Here is a 17,650-nt window from a genome sequence, read left to right as displayed (position 1 = left end):
TCAATCCATCGAAGAGGCAGTTAGTGCGCTCGGCCTACGGAACTGACGTCAAGGAGAATGTGGCGAGTTCGACCGCACCGAGAGGCCGGCAACTGAGTTCGATGGTGACACGCGCCCTCTGCCTTCAGCAACGGACGGATTTGGCGTCGTGATTACGGGTCGGCCGCGCGGCCCGTTCACATTTATTGTCGGCCGTATCCTTGAGATGCGACCGCTTGGTCCATACCTCCATGATCACCGTGACGAAGCCGGGTCGCAAGCTCGACGATCGGAGCTTCAACGGCCAGCCCGCTCTCGTTCGAGTTTCGACGATGAGGACCGCGAGAATTGCGGATATCTGGTCCAGTCCCGCCTGTCGACGCGACGCCTTCAGTGGACGCTACCATTGCCCGGCAGGTCCGGGTGCGGCCATTCCAGTGAAGCGGATGAACGCTGTGATGCTGACGGCAATGGCGCCCACGACAGCAAATATCGTCCGCCAGATTGGTGAAGGCACCGCCATCAGGGCGATTCCATATGTGGCGCTATAGCCCGCGACGGTAGCCGGCGCGACGTAGAGAAGGATGATCAGGAGCCGAACCCAAGCCCATGGCGCGAGAGCGAGCGCAAGCCTGGCGACGCCGAAGGTTAGTGCGCCTGCCACGAGGCCAATTGCGACGCCTCCGAGCAAGCCGGCACCGGCATGGAAGCCCAACATGGCGGTTGTCATGCCAACGAAGACTGGGAGCGCAGAAGCAGCAAGCATGAACGCCAGCCAACAGAACAAGCCGATGACGAGGATAATGAGTGGTGGTCCGAGGATGATCATGGCGGTGGGCTCCGTGAGATAGAAGTCTGACGGCTGCGCCTTCCACCACCACCACGGCGCGACTGTGAGTATAACCGCAAATAGGCCCTTGAGTAACAGGATCGATCGCGAGGCTCTGCGCCTACTTGCCGATAAAGGCCGAAAAGCGCGGCAGCAGTTCGCGAGGAAGGCAGATCGAAAGACACCGTGCGCTCGCACGGGCTGCGAATGGGGTCGGATTTTGGCCGAAATCGTTGGCATTCATCATCAAGAACTTGATCCACGTTCCGACCTCGGTCGTGGCGCGATCGCGTGATGAACTGTAGGTGAGCGACAATACCGATCTCGAAACAGGATCGTCGAAGCGATACGACACTATCGCGAGCTTTCGCCCTCGTGGAGAACCTGGAACGAGAGGACGCTCCCACGCATCGAGCGCTGACGAACACACCGCTTGATTTGGCGTGGGCCATAAAGGCCAGGTAGCGCCATCTCTCAAGGATGGGCTGTTTGAGATTGGTCCGGCCGCGGTCTCGCGGTCGGACAAAGCGTGGGCCGCGCTGACTGAGGCGACTGCAAGATTGGGATTACCCGCCTGCCGGTGGCCGCCCTGGAGCGGCAGCTGGGATATATTCCAGAAATCCCGACGGAAGCGGAAAATCCTGCCTAGCTCAGGGAATGCCGAGGTTCAAACCCGCAGTTCACCATCTCGTCTACCTAGCGCCACGCATTTCAACAAGTCGGTCGATACCCTGCTCCGTGCTCTCGTGCCGAGCATTGCGTGAAGCAGGAGCCGCGATTTACCCAAGACCAAGATCTTCTGCCGCTTGCTTGCCGCGGTTCGTCATCAATTCAGGGCTGACCTTCGCCCCTCGGCGTAGCCTTTCCCATCTTCACTTCCAAGGATTTGCGCAGAGGATTCCAGCTGCGGCCAAATTAATCTTGTGTTTAGGGCGCTCAGTACGGAGCTTATCGTTCCGCGCCGTGACGTATTGCTCCATGGAAAGGGAATCGCTACTGATCAGATTGAATATTCACCAATATCTCCCCCGCGACGATTTCGGGGTCTCCAAGATTGAGGTCATGCAGACTCGCTTGAACGAACTCCAAGACCTTCTTGTTCGCTGCATTGGCGCTTTCGCGATCCTCGAATATCATCACAGCGATACCGACGCCTTCACCTCCGTCCAGCACATAATACGATTTGAATCCATGTGATTCCCTTAGGATCTGACCGATGCCGCTTTTCGCGCGGCGGGCGGCATCCGCAACCGAACGAACCTTGGTGTACTTGCGAATGACCATGTACATTGAAGCACCACGCGTCTCATTTCCACGCTACACATCAAAGCACATTAGGTCGGCGCTGGCCTAGGTCCTAGTGGCTCTGCACAGTGATTATGACTCTTTGGAAGTCGCGGGATAGGCGCGGCCCATTTTGGTGCGGGCCTTGTCTGTTGTGAACATCCATTTGATGCGAGAGCGGGCGGCATTTCGCTTCCGTTCCCAAGCGGCGATTTCGCGGCGCAACCGCTTGGGGGCGTCGATTCTGCGATTGAGGCACTGGCCCCGCAGGACGCCGATCTCGATCTCGACCATGTTGAGCCAGCTTGCGTGCTTAGGCGTGTAGTGGAACTCGAGCCGTCGCAAAATCCGCCTGGCTTCGGCGGGCGGGAAGGCCTGATACAGGGCGCCGGCGGAGTGGGTCGATAAATTATCCTGGACGACTCGGATGATCTCGGCGTCGGGATAATGGATGTCGACGAGGTCGCGCATGCAGGAGGCATAGTCTTCAGCCGCGCGCCGCTCAGTGACTTTGACCTTGCGCCAGGGACGATGCACGTCGAGGAATACGAAGAGATTGACCGTGCCGTTGCGACGGTACTCGTAATCGTAACGTTCGAGCTGGCCGGGCTCGGCCGGAATCGGTTGACGCGCCTCGCCGATGAGCTGCACCGGGCTTTCGTCGAAGCACACCACCGGCCGCTTGGGATCTGGCGCCTCGGCGTAGAGGTCGAGCACGTCCTCCATACGGGCGACGTATTCGCCGTCGATCTGCGGAATGCACCACATGTCCCTGCGCCAGGGCTTGAGGCCATTTTCGGCCAGGCGCCGCCGAACCGTCTCATGCGACAGGCTCTTGTGTTCGGTGAGCTTGACCATCGCACCTGCCAGCAGCTCAAGCGTCCAGCGGGCCCGGCCTTCTGGCGGACTGGCGCAGGCCGTCGCCACCAACAAGGCTTCTTCCTTGACCGTGAGTTTGCGCTCCGCTCCGGGCCGCGGCTCATCGCTCAGCGCCCGCTCCAGATTGCCTTCCACGAAGCGGCGCTTGGTCCGGTACACGGTCGAGCCGCCCACGCCGACGCTCCGCGCGATCTCCTCATCGCTGCCGCCGGTGTCGGCAGCCAGCAAAATCTGCGCGCGCTTGAGCTTACGGGACGCATGCTTGCCGCCGCTGAGCAGCGCCTTGAGTTCCGTGCGCTCGATTTGGCTGAGGTCGACCCGATAGCGTACATTCATGGCATGCCTCCGTGTTCGAGGCACGCACCAACAACTGAATCGGATGGCCGGCGTGAGTCCTTCGGCAAAACCCTTCACGCCCACACAGGGGCAGTACCTGGCCTTCATCCACCTCTACACGCGCCTGCACCGCAGACCCCCGGCGGAAGCCGACATGCGGGAATACTTCCGCGTTAGCCCGCCCTCGGTTCACCAGATGGTGCTGACGCTGGAACGGGAGGGCCTCATCAGACGGCAGCCAAGGACCCCTCGCAGTATCGAGGTCCTCGTTGATCCAAAACACCTGCCGGAGCTACTCTGACCGCCAGACGCAACCCGTCAAAATCACTGTGCAGAGCCACTAGTTCCATGACCGAGCATACTGCGGCTTGACTATGTAAAAGCCAAGCATGACGGCGCCCACATCCAAACTGGACTTGCTGGACCTGGGCTTGATCTCCCACACCGGAAGCGTGTCCTCGTTGGATTATCCTGCGCATCTATCCTGCGACCGCGCCGCACCGCTCGCGGCAGGTCTATGACAGTCATCTTGCTCGCGCCAAATGGATAAGCGAGCAGGGCTATAAGGATCCTTCTGCTAGCACTACTTTGGCAGATTGTGTTTTCGCCGCTGTTTTTCACGGATCTGCTTTCGGCAATATGGGCACTGCTGAGACGGCGGCCGAAGGATGAGATCGACGATGGCGTGACGTACGGCTGGCATGGTTGGCTGAGGCGGAGGCCCGTTGATTCTTTTTTTTCCGCCCCGCGTATGCGAGGCGACGATGTTGCAGGAAGGCGTAGGCAATCATTGTCATCAAGGCGTGGCGATGAAGACCTTGCCATGATCGCCCTTCGAAGTGATCAAGTCCAAGTTCCTCCTTCAACTGCTGATGCGCCTGCTCACAAATCCACCGTGCCTTGATGGTGGCGGCCAGCGTGCGCAGATCCGTCGCCGCCGGAAGGTTGGCCAGATAGTATTTCTTCTCCCCGGACGCACGTTGCTCGCCAATGAGCCAGGCTTCGTCGCCTGGGAGATGCTGCTGACCTTTATCCCATATCCGCTGCGGAGGGCCGTCGGCGGTCCGGACACGGAGAGCAGCAAATTGGGCTTTAAGCCGACCTTTCGTCCCGCTACGCCAACTCACGGTTTTCCATTTGGCGCTGGCGAGCATTTGTTCTGCGGCAATCGATAAGATATCGGGCACGTGGTGCTTTCGTGGTTTTCCGCGGACTTTGGTAATCGGCCAAATGAGCTTCACATCGACCGGATACACTTTCTGGTGCCGAGGGATGCCGACAGCCCAGGTCAGCCCGCGCTCTGTTAGCCCTTGTCGAAACGGTGCGCTGAGGCCGTATCCTGCATCCGCCAGCACACATCCAAAGCGCACGTTGGCTGCCATCGCGCGGTCAATCTCGGCTAGAGCAATCTCGGGCTTGGACCGTGCCGTTCGATGTTCGACTGGCACGCGAGCGCGCTTCAAACGAGATATGTCGCTTGTCCAACTGTCAGGCAGAAAGAGACGTAACGCGACCATCACGGGCACTTCGCCGCGAGCAAGCGTCAAAGACACCAGCGTTTGGCAATTTGCCGTTTTACCGAGAGCCGACGCGTATTGAGCCGCAACACCGACCGAGCGCTCACCCTTCTTGGGAAGTGAGGTGTCATCGATAACCAGCATCGCATCCCTGCCGCCGACAAGTCGGTCCGCCTGGTTGAGCAGCTCCGTCTCCAGCGGCGTCGCATCCCAGACACCGTCCGCAATGAAATGGTGCAACTGGTCGTAGTTGCTCGTGGCAAGGCGTTCCGCCATCGGCTGAACGCTCTTGCGATCGCCCGGACCGATCAATCCCGCAACATACAGAGGACACATCCGCTGCCGGGTCTTATGACCCAGCCGGTCCAAGAACGGCATTAGCCAGCGTTCGAGTTCGTCTTCCCATCTCGGCATGGTCAGCCCTCCAAGAGCCGACCACCCATGAATCATTGAAAAATTGATTCGGGAATCCTATAAAACGCGGCAAAATCAACAATCTGCCAAAGTAGTGCTAGGCAATATCCCAAGCCTTATTTAGGACGGCCTGTCACATCTCTCGTTCATCTTCTGCGGAAGTTTTGATTGGCTCGATAGATAGAAGCGCCTGCCTGGCGTACGACGAACAACAGTTCATTGCGAGATGAGACGGCACCGTAGAAATTTAGCCTGCCTACGCAAAGACCGCCTCGTTGCGATCGACGGTTGGCGGCGGATGATCAGCGCGAGGTTCACGTACGGACGCCGCGAAGTCACATTTTATTCAAGAGCCTCATGCAAACTGGAACCTGATCGTCGCGGCCGGATGTACGCTGCGGCATCACGAGCCCTGGCTTTCATGCCGGGGTTTTTCGTGTGATCCGAGCGAACCCGGTGCAAGGCAGCGGCGAACGCGCCCGGGCCGCGGCTGGTCGCACGATCAGCGACACCGAGTGAGCGGAGAGCTCCTGGTCATTAGAATGTGCAGCAGCGCTCACGCGCCGCCGAATTTCCAGACCGGGATGCCTAGCTTCTTGGCTTTGTCGGCGAGGTTGTCCTGGATGCCGGTGCCGGGGAAGTGCAGCACTCCGATGGGAAGCGCCTCCAGCATCGCATCGTTGCGTTTGAACGGCGCGGCCTTGGCATGCTTTGTCCAGTCCGGCTTGAAGGCGATCTGCGGGACCTTGCGGTTGTCGGCCCATTTGGCGGCGATCAGCTCGGCGCCCTTGGGCGATCCGCCGTGCAGCAGCACCATGTCCGGGTGCTTGGCGTGCACCTGATCAAGCTTGGCCCAGATTAGCCGGTGATCGTTGAAGTCGAGCCCGCCGGTCAGCGCGACCTTTGGGCCGGGCGGCAGGAGCACCTGATTGTCGGCGCGCCTCTTCGCGGCCAGGAAATCGCGGCTGTCGATCATCGCGGAGGTCAGATTGCGGTGGTTGACCTTCGACCCGTTGCGCGGCCGCCAGGTGGAATGGGTGTGGCGTTCGAACTCGTCGGCGGCCTGGTCGCGCATCAGCTCGAAGGCGCCTCGTCGCTCGATCAGCGTCTGCCCTTCCGCCGTCAGTCGCTCCAGCTCGACGGATTTGACCTCGCTGCCGTCCTGCTCCCGCTGCGAGCGCTGCTGCGCCAGTTCGTTGTCGTCGAGCTCGCGTTCGATCCTGTCGATGGCACGGTGGAAGATGTTCACGGTCGACCAGAGCAGGTCTTCGAGGTCGGGTTCAAGACGGGTATCGGACAGCGCGGCCACCACGGCATCGAAGATGTCGGCGATGCTGCCGGCGAGGACTCGCGCCTCGGGGAGCCCGCGGGGATCGGGCTCATCGTGGAAGGGCCGGTAGCCGTAGAGCTGGAGTTCCTGGAGGATATGGTCGGTCGGGGATGAGCTGTGCTGCGGCTCGAAATCGTCGTCATGGCCGGTAGTCATTGCGGCTTTCCCTCGTCGGATCGACCGCGCCCATCGCGGCCTTCATGGCGACGAAAGCGGCAGGCGGAACGGACTTGCACCCGCAGCGCGAGCTGTGGGCCGAAGCTTTGGCGGAGGACCGACGGGGGCCGACTATTTTGCCTCGCGATGTAAAGGCGGCTCTGCCGCCGACGGAAAATAGTCGGCCCACGAGGTTGCCGGTCCAGGCCGCTTGCCGCCCGATCGCCCTCTTGAAAAGGCCGTGGGTGCGGTCCTCTCCGGCGCCGAGGGAAGCTTGACCACTGGCCTCGCGGTTACGAATCAGCAGCGTCACCCCTCCCCGTTCCGGCTATGCCGCCAGCTCCATGAAGCGTGCGACGTCCTGCGCCGCGATCTGCACGCGGCTCGCGGCCCGAAGGGCGTCAAATCCGAGCAGGCGAAGATCCTCGTTGAAGTCGCCAAGCCGTGGCGAGATCACGATCGCCTCGATGCCGGCCTCCTGCGCCCGAGTGATCAACGTCGCCATGGCGCCATCACCGGCAGGATCGTCGTCGCGGGCAATGTAGAGCCGGCGAAGCGTGTCCGGGAAGAGGATCGCGGAGAGATGCGCCGCCGAGAGGGCTGCGACCATCGGCATCGTCGGCAGGACGCTGCGGAGCGAGAGCATCGTCTCGATGCCCTCGCCGGCCGCCATGACTTCGCCAGCTACGCCAAATCGAACGGCATGACCAAGCAGGTCGCCCATCGCCCGTTTCGGCGTGTCGATCCGCGCCTTGCCGAGCGTCATCTCGCTGAAGCCGTCAGGGTCAAGCCAGGTGCGATGCGCGCCGGTCAGGTGGCCGGAGAGATCGGTGACGGCGGCGATCATCGCCGGCCAGGTCTCGGTCGGGCTGTGGTCGTCGGGCCGGTAGTAGCAACGTGGATGAAAGCGCAGACTTCCGGTTTTGTGCAGAGCCGTAATGCCGCGATTGCGGAGATACGCTTCCACGAGTGTGCCCGCGATCGACCGCGACATGCAGAAGAGCCGTCGCGCCGCCTCTGGCGATCCGAGGGGCACGGGCGATTTTCTCGACGGCAAGCGATTTAGCTCTGTCTCCAGTTCTGGACGCGGCAAACTTAGAAAGCGTCGTGCTTCAGTGACGACATCGCGGAAGTCCACGAGACCGCAGCTCTCGCGGATCACGTCGAGGAGATCGCCATGTTCGGCCGAGGCGGCATCGGTCCATTTGCCCGCGGGTCCCTTCACCGATTCCGTGAGCCGGACGAACATCGAGCGACCAGGCGTATTACGGACGTCGCCCACCATCCAGTAGCGGCCCTGACGCCGTCCGTTGGGCAGGTAGTGGCGGCACACCGCCTCGGCGTCACGCGCGAGACGGCGGGCCAGTTCGGAGGCGCTGTCGCGGGCCATCAGGCGGCCTCCCGCTCGCCGATGCGCGCGACCGGATAATGGTCGATCAGCTTCGCCAGCACTCCCGCGCCGGTCGCATCCGTCGGCACGAACATGCGCAGCTTCCACGAGATGATCTCGCTGAAGAGGCCATAGGCGCGCAGCCGGTCACGCATCGCGTCGGTGAAGCCGGACAGCTCGATGCGATGGGTGCCCATCACGCGGACACGACGGAGCTGCAGGTCCTCGGCAAGGTCGAGGACGGTGCGCCCCTCCGTCAGCGCCGAGAAAGCCTCCTGTGGGGTCAAGCTCCTAGTTTCGGTCACGCAAGCGTTCGCCGCCCAGGCTGGCGAGACCCTGCGACCTATGATGCGTTCGCCCTCGTCGGTCTGGAGCCGATAGACCCGGGTCGACTCGTTCGGAAGCCGCTTCCAGATCGGCAGCAGCAGGCCGGCGACGATGTGGAGGGTGCTTTCGGCGAACTCGGGCACGTCGACGACTTCGCCGTTCCATGCGGCGGCGAATGTCTCGCGATCCGCAGGCAGCCAGTGGCTCTCGTCCATCATCTTTATCGAAGCGTGATGGTGCTCCATCGGACGGATCAGTCGCACGCGGCGTTCGATCTCGCCGTCATCGAGCATGAGGCTCGGCGCCGGAATCTGTACCGCGGCGCGGCCCGAGCGCTCGTTGAGCAGTAGGCCCCCCGCTTATCGCCGAGATAATCGAGCGCGTGATCCAGCGTCATGGGGCGATTGCGCCGGCGTTCGGTGATCGTGAGCAGCCGGGTTTCCGCGCCGGTCGCAGGGTGCGTGTAGATCGGGCGCCGATCAGTGACGACGAAGCTCTCAGCCTGTAGTGTCTCCAGGCCGATGTCGTAGACGCCGCTGGCGATGGCGCTCTCGACCTTGGCGTTCAGCAACTGCTCGAACGCCGTGAACAGCACACCCTGTAGGTCGATGGTGAGCGCGAGCAGCCGGTTCAGGAACGTCGTGATCGGCGGCAGATCGTCCCTGATGCCGTTCGCGTCCATGAGCTTCAGGCCCGTGGCCTCTTCGAATATCTGGAGCGAGCAGCCTTCGACCTTGCCGCGCACGAGCAGCAGATAGAGCTGGCGTAGCGCATCGCGGGCATAATGGCTCTCAAGATTGTCCTCTGGCCGGAACAGGCCCTGGCCGCCGGTCTGGCGCTGCCCGCGCGTGATGGCACCCAGCGTGTCGAGCCGGCGCGCAATGGTCGAGAGGAAGCGCTTCTCGGCCTTCACGTCGGTCGCAATGGGGCGGAACAGCGGTGGCTGCGCCTGGTTGGTGCGGTTGGTCCGACCGAGCCCCTGGATCGCGGCATCGGCCTTCCAGCCCGGCTCGAGCAAATAATGCACGCGAAGCCGGCGATTCCGCGCCGACAGCTCGGCGTGGTAGCTGCGGCCCGTGCCGCCGGCCTCCGAGAAGACAAGCACGTGCTTTGCGTCATCCATGAAGGCGGCGGTCTCGGCGAGATTGGCGGAGGCGGCACGGCTCTCGACCGCAAAGCGGTCACCCCTGCGCACCACGCGCCGCGAACGTCCGGTCACTTCCGCCACAAGGTCCGTGCCGAAGCGCTGCACGATCTGGTCGAGCGCGCCGGGAACGGGTGGAAGCGACGCGAGGTGCTCGATGAGCTCATTGCGGCGGGCGACGGCCTCGCGACTCTCGACCGGCTGGCCGTCGCGGAAGACGGGCCGGGACGAGAGATTGCCCTCGCTGTCGGTGAAGGGCTCGTATAGCTGCACCGGGAAGGAATGGGCGAGGTAATCCAGCACATACTCGCGCGGTGTGATGTCCACGCGGACATCGTTCCATTCCTCAGATGGAATCTCGGCAAGCCGCCGTTCCATCAGCGCCTCGCCTGTCGACACGATCTGGACGACGGCGGCATGGCCCTCGGCCAAATCCCGCTCGATGGAGCGGACCAGGGTCGGCGTCTTCATGCTGGTGAGCAGATGACCGAAGAAGCGCTGCTTGGCCGACTCGAAGGCCGAGCGCGCGGCTGACTTGGCCTGACGATTGAGCGTGCCGGTCTCGCCAGTGATGTTGGCGGCCTGCATCGCTGCGTCGAGGTGATTGTGGATGACGCTAAAGGCGCCGGCGTAGGCGTCGTAGATGCGCCGCTGCTCGCAGGTGAGCTGATGCTCGATGAGCTCGTATTCGACGCCGTCGTAGGAAAGCGAGCGGGCGGTATAGAGGCCTAGCGAGCGAAGGTCGCGGGAGAGCACCTCCATCGCCGCAACGCCGCCCGCCTCGATCGCCTGGACAAACTCGGCGCGGGTGGCGAACGGGAAATCCTCACCGCCCCACAGCCCGAGGCGCTGGGCGTAGGCGAGATTGTGGACCGTGGTGGCGCCGGTCGCCGAGACGTAGACGACGCGGGCATTGGGCAGCGCATGCTGCAGGCGCAAGCCCGCACGGCCCTGCTGCGAGGGCGCGACATCGCCCCGCTCGCCCTTGCCGCCACCGGCATTCTGCATGGCATGGCTCTCGTCGAAAATGATGACGCCGTCGAACTCGGAGCCCAACCATTGAACAATCTGCCGGACGCGCGAAAGCTTCTCGCCGCGGTCGTCGGACCGCAGCGTAGCGTAGGTTAAAAATAGGATGCCTTCGGCCAACCGGATCTCGCGCCCTTGAGGGAAGCGCGAGAGCGGGGCAACCAGCAGGCGCTCCATGCCGAGCGCCGACCAGTCGCGCTGGGCGTCCTCGAGCAGCTTGTCGGACTTCGAGATCCAGACCGCCTTGCGCCGGCCCTGCAGCCAGTTGTCGAGAATGATGCCGGCGGACTGGCGGCCCTTGCCGGCGCCGGTCCCGTCGCCGAGCATGAAGCCGCGACGGAAACGGACGGCGCTCGGCGCGTCGTCGCGGTCCGCCGTGACGAAGTCAAAGGTCTCGTCAACGGTCCACGCGCCGGCGAGATAGTTGGCATGGGCCTCGCCGGCATAAATCACCGTCTCGAGCTGGGCGTCGGACAGGATGCCGTCGCTGACGAGGTTCGCCGGCAGCCGCGGCCGATAGCTTGGCTTCGGCGGCGCCACCGAGGCCATCGCGGCCGACTGCACCAGCTTGGTCGGGTGCGCCTGTGCGCCGGGGATCCGGAGCGATTGGAGCCGGTATTCCTCATAGATAGCATCGCTGAGGCGCGCGCCCTCGGGCGAGATCCAATCGATCGTATTATAGGCGAGGTCGACGGCTTCGGGATCGGCGACCGACGCATCAACCGACTGCGCGACCGCCCGCGCGAGATAGCCGCGCACGGTGCGAGGCACCGGCGAGGCTGATACAGGAAGCGCGCCAGTCGAGACGACCGGCAAGCGAGCCGGAACGTGTTCGCCGATCCAGCGGAGCAGTGTGGCGACGTCGGGCGCCATTCCCGGTGACTTGGGGAATGCGTTCGGGTCATCGGCCGGCACCTTGTCGATGACGGTCAGGCGTGTCTCGATCGTGGTGCCGTGCTTGGCATAGACCGCGCCGGCGATCGCGGCGGTGAACACCACGCGGCCGCGTTCCTGCAACCGGGCGAAGGCGTCGCGCCAGGCTGAGGCTTCGGGTGAAAAGTTTGCGCCTGATATCGTGACCAGCCTGCCGCCATGGGCGAGACGCGCCAGAGCCGAGGCGATGTGACGGTACGCCGTGTCGCCCATGCGGCCGGAGACGTTCGCCATCGCCGAGAACGGCGGGTTCATCAGCACGACAGTCGGAACGACCGTGCGAACGAGATGATCATCGATTTGAGTCGCATCGAAGCGCGTGACGGAAATGGCTGGGAAGAGGGAAGAGAGCAACATGGCCCGGGTCTCGGCCAGTTCGTTCAGCACGAGGGCGCAGCCCGCGATCTCGGCGAGGATAGCGAGCAGCCCGGTGCCTGCGGACGGCTCGAGCACGCGGTCCGCCGGCGCAATGGCGGCTGCGGTCAGCGCAGCCAGGCCGAGCGGGATCGGCGTCGAGAATTGCTGGAAAGCCTCGCTCTCGGCAGAGCGGCGCGTGTGGGTCAGCAGAAGCCCCGCGATCTTGTCCAAAGCGGAAAGTCGTGAAGCCTGAGAAGCGGCTTTGCCGAACAGCGCCTTTCCGTATTTGCGCAGGAACAGGACGACGGCGACCTCGCAAGCGTCATAGGCCATCTTCCAATCCCAGGCGCCCGTCGCATCGGATGCGCCGAAGGCCGCTTCCATGGCGGCGCGCAAGATTGCGTTATCGATGCGTCGGCCACGCTCGAGATGCGGGAGGAGTTGCTCCGCAGCAGCGATGATGATGCTGGCGCCCGCGCGAGCGCGGACGGGCGAGATCGGCGCAGGCTGATCGGCCGCGATCGGGGAGTGGTCATTCATGAAAGGAGGCCTTAAGGAGAGCGGGAACGGGCGAGCCGGCCGGCGCTCTCTCTCGGACCGCACCGGCTCAAACTCGTTCCGGGCCGACCTCTCCCTCTCTGCATCAAGGCCGTGCCTGACATGAGAAACGGCGCCCCACCGGGCGGCGGCGCGCCGCGCACAGGGATTCGTCAGTATCCGAACGGCCGAGATGGCCAGGCTCGGCCGTCGTCAGCGTCGGCGACCGCTTCCCCGCGGTAGCTCGCATTGCCTTCGACGACGGTGACGATGTATTTCGTCATGACGCGGCTCCCTCGATCGGATCGTTTTCGCCCGCGAGAATGGCCTCGGCCTTTGCGATGGCAGCGTCCGCCCGACGGCGCCAAAGCTCGACATCCGCTGAGCCTCCCTCCGGGGCGTGAGCGAGTATCTTGAGCAGACCGAGCAGCAACTCGAAATGGCTCGCCTTGCGCTCGACCTGCTCGTAAAAACGTGAGGGGATGGGCAGGGCCGCGCCGATATAGGCAGCGTCGCGGCCTTCCCAGACGCCCGTGACAAACGTGGCGCCGGACTTTTCGACGTCCGACCTGTTGTCATCCCAGCCCTCGTCGGCAATCGCGAGATCGCAGGCTTGGTCGAGGGTTTCGGCGTCGTAAGTTCGCTGCCGATAGATCGGCAGGCGATAGGTCGTCTCGATGGTGAAGAGGGGCACGAGAGCCTCCATAATAGGAAAAGCCCGGCAGGAGCCGGGCTTTTGGGGTGGATTGGCAGTGAAAGAGACGCGGGACGGCGGATACCGGCCCGCGTGCTCGAGCTATTCGGCCGCGATCATGTGCGGCTCGTCCGCATCATCGGCCGGTGACTCCTCGGCGTCGCCGGCGAGGAATTCCGGCAGCGCCTCGCTATCGCCCTCGGGCTCCGCGCCGTCGACGGTCGCCGTCTGGTCGGCGCCGGCCATGCGCAGGGGCTCGGGCAGCCAGCCGGTCCCGGCCAGGAGCCGTTCGGCCTCCTTGGCCATGTCGCCCTTCTTCAGATGATCGATGAGCTGGCCGGCTCGCTCGCCGGCACCCTCGCGTACCGCCTCAAGGATGCGGCGCTTCGGCACCCGGCCGAGATAACTCTCGACGGTGGGACGCCAGCCGGCTTCCACCATGTCGAGATCGACGGCGCTTGCGATGCGATCGGCGTCGGCGATGCGCTGCTCGACGGTGTGCAGCGTAGCGCCGCCGCCGTAGCGGTCGCCCTTCTCGTAGAGCGCGTTTACGCCGAACGAGGCGCAGTGCGCAAAGAGCGCCGCCTGCTCGTCGCCCGTCAGACCGGTAAGCCAGTCCCAGAGATCGGTTCTGTCCTTGGGCAGGCGCTCCTCCCATGTCTTGTGGCGCGCGTCGATCGCCTTGGCTGCCGGCGTGTCCTTCAGCCCCTGCGCCTGCACCGGGAAGCTGGCGCTACGCACGGAGATCTCCATCGCCGTTCCATAGGAGGAATACCGGGAGAAGGCGTCGAGGCAGAATTTGTGCAGCACCGCCTGGAAGGCGACCGAAGGCGTGATCGCCAGCTTGTCGCGTAGCGCGAGCGTCCGCTCCGCCGTGAGCTCGGTCAGCAGGCGGTCCGGCAGGGGCTTCACCGCATCGTCATCCTCGTCCTCGGGCTCGGCGACTTGGCCGCCGATAGTAATGACCGCGCGCTGGACAACCGCCGCTGACGGTTGGGCGCCGTCCACGGCCACGGTAGCGGGTTCGCCATCGCTGTTCTGCTCCGGCTCGGCCACGGGCACTTCGTCCTCGGGTCGGATGTAGCCGCGATCGACCAAGAGCGTACCTTCGGCATCGATGCCGACGAACACGCCCGCGCGGGCGATGTCGGCCGGCTGATAGATGACGAGGCAATCGTCGAAAGTGGCGAGAGCCGTCTCGATTTCGCCAAGTCGCTGGTCGACCTCGTCGGGCAGCTCATCCACGCCGTCGCAATCGGCCTCGAGCCTGGCATATTCGGCCTTGAGCGCCTCGATGGTCCCCTGCTCTTCGCCCGAAAGATCAGCAGCCATGCCGTCCAGTTCGCGCAAGCCGCGAGTATGGCCGTAGGGGAAGTCAATGGAGACCTCGATCCACTTCCAACCTTCGGCGGCAATCGTTTTCGCCTCTGTCTTCAGCTTCTCAGCGACCAGACGGTCGAGCAGAGCGACGTCCTCAAGCCAACCGCCATCGTCGGACTGGAACAGGTCGCGCAGCACACCGCCACCGGCCGCCTCGTAGGCGTCGAGGCCAACAAACACGGCGCGCCGGTCGGAGGCGCGCACCGTCTTCTCCGTCAGCATGCGGCGGATCTGATAGGGTTCTTTCTGCCAAGAGTCGGAGATAGCCTGCCAGACCTGCTCCTGGCGACCGTGATCTGCAGTGACGGTGAAGGCCATCAACTGCTCGAGCGACATGCCATCGTCGGCATAGACGTCGAGCAGTGCGGGCGAGACGGAGGCGAGGCGCAGGCGCTGCTTCACGACGTTGACCGAGGTGAAGAAGGCGGCGGCGATGTCCTCCTCGCTCTTACCCTTCTCGCGCAGAGCCTCGAAGGCGCGGAATTGGTCGAGCGGGTGCAGCGACGCGCGCTGGACGTTCTCGGCGAGCGAATCGTCCTCGGCGAGAATGTCAGTCGCCGGATCGCGTACGACGCAAGGCACCGGCGCAGTCTTGGCCAGGCGCTTCTGCTTCACCAGCAGCTGCAACGCCCGATAACGGCGCCCGCCGGCCGGGATCTCGAACATGCCGGTCTCGGCGCCGTCCGCGTCGAGGACCGGCCGGACATTGAGGCTTTGGAGCAAGGTACGCCGGGCGATGTCCTCGGCCAGTTCCTCGATGGAGGGGCCGGCCTTCACACGCCGGACGTTCGACTGGCTGAGCACCAGCTTGTTGAAGGGAATGTCGCGCGAGGACGACAGGGTGATTTTCTGAACCGCAGTAGCCATCGAGATGGTCTCCGCGGCGGGCGACCGAGAGCCTCTCTCTCGACCTCCAACCCGCCGCGAAAGCCGGCGCAGCCCTCTCCCTCTCTTTTCCAGCGCCCTTACAAAGTCACGGCGAAGACGCGCGTCAGTTGTTCTCACGTTTGGCTCGCGCCGCGGCGTAGAGCACGCGCTCCGTCGCCCGAATACTGCCGGTCCGCCGCGCGGCTTCGGCCCAGACCGAGATCGGAACCATGCCCTTGAAGAGAAGATCGCGCTCGATTCCCATGCCGAGAGGCAGACGGACGGCCGTCATCTCCGCCAGACTGAACGACCCCAGTTCGGATTCGCCGAGATCAGCCAGGCCGAACAATGTGTCGCCGTCGGAGTCGAGCTTGGTCGCAAGCCAGACTTCGGCACCGAGCGGATTGAAGAACTTGACGACCGGCACATGGTCGGTGTCAGGTACACGGCCATTGTCGAGTAGGCGTTCGCGGATCTCAGGAGTCAGGAGAATCATGCCGCACTCCTGTCGATCACGGCCTGGGTCTGATCGTCGGCTGGCAGGAAGCCGAGAATCCAATCGGCCGCCTTACTCGCTTGGGAGGCGGCGCGGACAACGGCGCGATTGTCGTCGCGTAGCACCTCGAGCCAGGAGCCGATGTAATCGGCGTGCCGGACGGTCGGCACGATGCCGAGGGAGGCGCAGCAGAAAGCGGCGTTCATTTCTGCAATTAGCTCTTCGAATGCGTACTTCTTCGTGCCGAAGCTGCCGCTAAGATCGCGACCGAACCGCGAAGCATGGCCGGTGGCGTGGCCAAGCTCGTGCAGGGCCGTGCGATGCCAGTTGATCGGCTCGAAGTAGGCGTGCGGCGGCGGCACCATGACGAAGTCCGAGCCCGGTGCGTAGAAGGCGCGATTGCCGCCGATCCGAAAATCGATACCAGTGGCCCGGATCAGCGCCTCGACCTGGGGCTCGATCAGGCCCGGCGGAGGCGGTGGCGCGATGGTCGCCACGTCCTCGGGCAGGCCCTCGCACTGCGCCGCATTGAACACGGTGAAGCGTTTCAGGAACGGGATCGTGGCGGCTTCTTCGCCACTCTCGCGTGCGCGCCTCTTCTCATCGTCTGGCACGAAACGGTCGGCGTATACGACGGTCGTGCCGTGTTCACCCTTGCGAACATTGCCGCCGAGCGAGAGCGCCTGGCGAAATGTAAGCCAGCTCTGGCCGGGATAGCCATGAGCGATGACGGCGCCCCAGAGGATCAGGATGTTGATGCCGGAATATTGTCGGCCGGTGGCGGCGTTCTTCGGCACAGCGAGCGGCGCTTTCGCTGCAGCCGTTCCCCAAGGCTGGACCCAAGGCACGCGGCCGGCCTCCAGCTCGCCGATGATCTTGTCGGTGATCTCATCAAAGAGGCTCGCCCGGTTGGAGCCGGCGCGAGCGGATCTGGTGGTTCTGGACATCGCGGATCTCCGCGACGGGCGCCGGAGGCCTCTCCTCCAGCCTGCAACCCATCACGACAAATCGCGTCCGCACTCTGACTCTAAGGGGGCGTTGCGGGGACCTCCCCGCAGAAGGGGGCGGCCGAGACCAAAGGCTCGGGCGTAGGGGAAGGCTTTCCCCTCAAATCCGCAGAACCGCAAGACTGAGCGGCTCGCCATGGGCGATGACAAGGGTAGGATTCTCGTCGCTTTGAGTTGCGTAGTGGTAGGCAACCGAGCGGGCATTCTTTTGAGCTGAAGGCTCTCAACTTAAGCCGGTTCGGTAGGCGTCACCCGTCAACAGCAGCGCAGAAATGAAAGGACGAAACTGCAACACCAACTCCAGATCAGCCTCTTACCTCTTTGGCTCGGCGTAGGATCGCAACGCTGGACTTTTGTACTCCATGGAACTCAGCTTCATTTTGAAGTAAGCCAAAGCGCTTGCGATGATAGTTAACTCTTCCTCCACGGCGTGAAACAAATTGCAGCTCCCAAAGGGTGATCACGAAAATGTTCTTCGTGCGCTCGACTTTGCACTTTCCCGATCGGCTACGCTTGGCATCTCGGATGCCGCGCACAACAGCGATACAACACGTTGATATCGCTCGACACTCTCTCTTGCATTGCGGCCGCAACTTGTCATCTTTGTCACGATGCAGAGCAATCCGCGGACAGGGCTGGAACCTGCGATCTTCAAATTATGTGACTGAAGGTCGAGACTCAACCGCACCAGTCGCACCAGAAACAGCGCAAATAAGCCATCACGAACGAGATCGAACCCAAACGAAAACGCAGTAGATCAACGAA

At 63.3% G+C, this 17,650-nt stretch carries 11 protein-coding genes and 1 pseudogene; 1 reads left to right on the top strand and 11 read right to left on the bottom strand.

The window, feature by feature from the left end:
- Positions 1 to 379: 379 nt before the first annotated feature.
- From ACVIYL_RS21420 to ACVIYL_RS21410, 3 genes are all read right to left on the bottom strand, one after another.
- Positions 380 to 808 carry a hypothetical protein gene (locus tag ACVIYL_RS21420; RefSeq protein ID WP_456779627.1) on the bottom strand — a complete coding sequence of 143 codons (429 nt, stop codon included), beginning with the start codon at positions 806 to 808 and terminating at the stop codon, positions 380 to 382.
- 993 nt (positions 809 to 1,801) lie between these two features.
- Positions 1,802 to 2,098, bottom strand: coding sequence for a hypothetical protein (locus tag ACVIYL_RS21415; protein WP_456779626.1), 297 nt, complete (start codon positions 2,096 to 2,098; stop codon positions 1,802 to 1,804).
- 87 nt (positions 2,099 to 2,185) lie between these two features.
- Positions 2,186 to 3,307, bottom strand: coding sequence for an IS630 family transposase (locus tag ACVIYL_RS21410; RefSeq protein WP_456779625.1), 1,122 nt, complete (start codon positions 3,305 to 3,307; stop codon positions 2,186 to 2,188).
- On the opposite strand from ACVIYL_RS21410, the gene ACVIYL_RS21405 reads away from it, so the two are divergent.
- Complete coding sequence (locus ACVIYL_RS21405; RefSeq protein WP_456779624.1) at positions 3,306 to 3,608, top strand: LexA family protein; 303 nt, start codon at positions 3,306 to 3,308, stop codon at positions 3,606 to 3,608. The genes ACVIYL_RS21410 and ACVIYL_RS21405 overlap by 2 nt on opposite strands.
- 316 nt (positions 3,609 to 3,924) lie before the next feature.
- Here the strand turns inward: ACVIYL_RS21405 and ACVIYL_RS21400 are convergent, their stop codons facing one another.
- The 8 genes and pseudogenes from ACVIYL_RS21400 to ACVIYL_RS21365 form a co-directional block, all read right to left on the bottom strand.
- Entirely contained in the window at positions 3,925 to 5,274 is a 1,350-nt protein-coding gene (locus ACVIYL_RS21400) for an IS701 family transposase (protein WP_456779623.1), read from the bottom strand.
- 520 nt (positions 5,275 to 5,794) lie between these two features.
- Positions 5,795 to 6,724: a DUF2493 domain-containing protein gene (locus ACVIYL_RS21395; RefSeq protein ID WP_456779622.1), complete on the bottom strand. Its 930-nt coding sequence runs from the start codon at positions 6,722 to 6,724 to the stop codon at positions 5,795 to 5,797.
- Positions 6,725 to 7,052: 328 nt separating this feature from the next.
- Entirely contained in the window at positions 7,053 to 8,114 is a 1,062-nt protein-coding gene (locus tag ACVIYL_RS21390) for a DUF7146 domain-containing protein (RefSeq protein WP_456779621.1), read from the bottom strand.
- Positions 8,114 to 12,444: pseudogene (locus ACVIYL_RS21385) on the bottom strand (strawberry notch-like NTP hydrolase domain-containing protein). The gene ACVIYL_RS21390 and the pseudogene ACVIYL_RS21385 overlap by 1 nt, the downstream one beginning before the upstream one ends.
- Before the next feature lie 277 nt (positions 12,445 to 12,721).
- Positions 12,722 to 13,135 carry a hypothetical protein gene (locus ACVIYL_RS21380; RefSeq protein WP_456779620.1) on the bottom strand — a complete coding sequence of 138 codons (414 nt, stop codon included), beginning with the start codon at positions 13,133 to 13,135 and terminating at the stop codon, positions 12,722 to 12,724.
- 102 nt (positions 13,136 to 13,237) lie between these two features.
- Positions 13,238 to 15,382: a ParB/RepB/Spo0J family partition protein gene (locus tag ACVIYL_RS21375; RefSeq protein ID WP_456779619.1), complete on the bottom strand. Its 2,145-nt coding sequence runs from the start codon at positions 15,380 to 15,382 to the stop codon at positions 13,238 to 13,240.
- Positions 15,383 to 15,506: 124 nt separating this feature from the next.
- Complete coding sequence (locus tag ACVIYL_RS21370) at positions 15,507 to 15,878, bottom strand: DUF2958 domain-containing protein (protein ID WP_456779618.1); 372 nt, start codon at positions 15,876 to 15,878, stop codon at positions 15,507 to 15,509.
- Positions 15,875 to 16,825 (bottom strand): ArdC family protein, encoded by a 951-nt coding sequence (locus ACVIYL_RS21365; protein WP_456779617.1) that lies wholly within the window; start codon positions 16,823 to 16,825, stop codon positions 15,875 to 15,877. The genes ACVIYL_RS21370 and ACVIYL_RS21365 overlap by 4 nt, the downstream gene beginning before the upstream one ends.
- Between the last annotated feature and the right edge of the window lie 825 nt (positions 16,826 to 17,650).

It is taken from the genome of Bradyrhizobium sp. USDA 3315, assembly GCF_054056795.1.
Note: the sequence above shows the minus strand (reverse complement) of the source record. Positions and strands in the feature narration are given on the sequence as shown.

Excerpts from the sequence above, each read along its gene's own strand:
- ACVIYL_RS21420 (WP_456779627.1), bottom strand. The coding sequence starts at position 808 with ATGATCATCCTCGGACCACCACTCATTATCCTCGTCATCGGCTTGTTC.
- ACVIYL_RS21415 (WP_456779626.1), bottom strand. The coding sequence starts at position 2,098 with ATGTACATGGTCATTCGCAAGTACACCAAGGTTCGTTCGGTTGCGGAT.
- ACVIYL_RS21405 (WP_456779624.1), top strand. The coding sequence starts at position 3,306 with ATGGCATGCCTCCGTGTTCGAGGCACGCACCAACAACTGAATCGGATG.
- ACVIYL_RS21410 (WP_456779625.1), bottom strand. The coding sequence starts at position 3,307 with ATGAATGTACGCTATCGGGTCGACCTCAGCCAAATCGAGCGCACGGAA.
- ACVIYL_RS21400 (WP_456779623.1), bottom strand. The coding sequence starts at position 5,274 with ATGATTCATGGGTGGTCGGCTCTTGGAGGGCTGACCATGCCGAGATGG.
- ACVIYL_RS21395 (WP_456779622.1), bottom strand. The coding sequence starts at position 6,724 with ATGACTACCGGCCATGACGACGATTTCGAGCCGCAGCACAGCTCATCC.
- ACVIYL_RS21390 (WP_456779621.1), bottom strand. The coding sequence starts at position 8,114 with ATGGCCCGCGACAGCGCCTCCGAACTGGCCCGCCGTCTCGCGCGTGAC.
- ACVIYL_RS21375 (WP_456779619.1), bottom strand. The coding sequence starts at position 15,382 with ATGGCTACTGCGGTTCAGAAAATCACCCTGTCGTCCTCGCGCGACATT.
- ACVIYL_RS21370 (WP_456779618.1), bottom strand. The coding sequence starts at position 15,878 with ATGATTCTCCTGACTCCTGAGATCCGCGAACGCCTACTCGACAATGGC.
- ACVIYL_RS21365 (WP_456779617.1), bottom strand. The coding sequence starts at position 16,825 with ATGTCCAGAACCACCAGATCCGCTCGCGCCGGCTCCAACCGGGCGAGC.